Here is a 2049-nt window from a genome sequence, read left to right on the forward strand (position 1 = left end):
CACCTCCCCATACGTCAGCTCCACCCCACCCTGAACCAACGCCACCACATCCGGCACATCCCGCACCCGCGCCTCAAACACCCCAGGCACCGACCGCTCATCCACCACACCTGACCCGACACCACTCCACTGCTCCAGAACTCGCCGCTCCTCGCCCTCATCCAGCAACGCGATGGCGGCCACGGGGAGATCGGGGTCGGCGACGGCGGCCTCCAGGAGGTCGAGCAGCCGCCGGGTCATGGTGTCGACGGTGGTCTCGTCGTAGAGGTCGGTCGCGTACTCCACGTCCCAGCTCAGCCCGGCCGGGCGACCGTCGTCCCCGGCGGCCTCCTCCACGAAGAACGTCAGGTCGAACTTGGCCACCCGGTGTTCCAGGGGCAGCCGTTCACTGTGGACCCCCGGGAGGGCCGGCGTGACGGCGGCGTTGTTCTGGAGGACGAGCATGGTCTGGAAGAGGGGGTGACGGGCGGTGGACCGGGCGGGGTTGACCGCCTCGACGACCCGCTCGAACGGCAGATCCTGGTGCGCATACGCCTCCAGATCAGCGGCCCGCACCCGGGTCAGCAGTTCCCGGAAGGTCGGATCACCCGACACATCCGTCCGCAACACCAGCGTATTGACGAAGAACCCCACCAGGTCGTCAAGGCTGTCGTCGGTGCGTCCGGCGACCGCCGTGCCGAGCGGGACATCGGTGCCCGCGCCCAGTCTGCTCAGCAGCGCCGCGACCGCGGCCTGCACCACCATGAACAGCGTCGTCCCGCTCTCCCGCGCCAACCCCACCAGACCCGCATGCAGCTCCGCACCCGAACGCACCCGCACCATCGCACCCCTATGCGACGCCACCGGCGGACGCGCCCGGTCCACCGGCAACTCCAGCTCCTCCGGCATGCCGGACAGGGCGTCGGTCCAGTAGCGCAGCTGGTGCAGGGCGAGACTGTCCTCGTCGCGCTCGTCGCCGAGCAGGTCCCGCTGCCAGAGGGCGTAGTCGGCGTACTGCACCGGGAGCGGCGCCCAGTTGGGGGCGTGGCCGGCCACGCGTGTCTCGTAGGCGCGGCCGAGGTCGCGGGTGAGCGGGGCCATGGACCAGCCGTCACCGGCGATGTGGTGCAGTACCAGCACCAGCACGTGATCGTGCTCAGCGACCTGGAACAGGGTTGCGCGGATGGGCAGTTCGACGGCCAGGTCGAAGACGTGCTCGCCCGCCTGCCGTGCCGCTTCGGTCACCTCGTCCGCACCGCAGGGCTTGATGTCGAAGGGGACGTCCGGGCTCGGGACGATGAACTGGTGAGGTTCGCCATCGGGGTTGGGGAGGATCGTGCGCAGGGCCTCGTGGCGTACGGTGACGTCGTTGAGGGCCGCGCGCAGGGCGTCGTAATCCAGGGAGCCGCGCAGCCGTACGGCGAGCGGCACGTTGTAGGTGACTCCGCTCTCGTCCCACTCCCGCAGGAACCACAGCCGCTGCTGAGCGTACGACAGCGGAATACGTTCGGGGCGTTGCTCGGCGGGCGTCAGCGCGGGGCGTGTGCGCACGTCGTCGGTGCGCAGTCCCGCGGCCAGGCCGGCAGGGGTGGGGGTGGCGAAGAGGGTGCGGACACCGACCTCCGCGCCGAGCGTGCTGCGGATACGGCTGATCAGCCGGGTGACGAGGAGTGAGTGCCCGCCCAGGCCGAAGAAGCTGTCGTCGATGGTGACGTGATCGACTCCGAGTATCTCGGCGAAGAGTCCGCAGAGGACTTCTTCTTCCGGGGTGCGGGGTGCGCGGCCTTCGGCGTCGCCACCGACCAGGGGCTCGGGCAGGGCCTTGCGGTCGAGCTTGCCGTTCGTGGTCAACGGCAGCGCATCGAGTACGACACAGGAGGCCGGAACCATGTACTCAGGTAGTGACCCGCCCACGAACCGGCGTACTTCCTCCGTGTCGAGACGGCTGCCCTCAGCGGGAACGACGTAGGCGACAAGGCGTTTGTCACCCGGCCGGTCCTCACGCACCACCACCGCGCACTGCACGATCCGCTCATGCCGCGTCAGGACCGCCTCGATCTCCCGCGGCTC

General features: G+C 69.7%; 1 protein-coding gene. It reads right to left on the bottom strand.

Annotation, left to right across the window (positions count from 1 at the left end):
- Nucleotides 1–2049: condensation domain-containing protein (locus ACFYW5_RS37885; RefSeq protein WP_389421683.1), on the bottom strand; the 2049-nt coding region annotated here is incomplete at both ends.

The organism is Streptomyces sp. NPDC002779 (assembly GCF_042888685.1).
Taxonomy (GTDB): domain Bacteria; phylum Actinomycetota; class Actinomycetes; order Streptomycetales; family Streptomycetaceae; genus Streptomyces.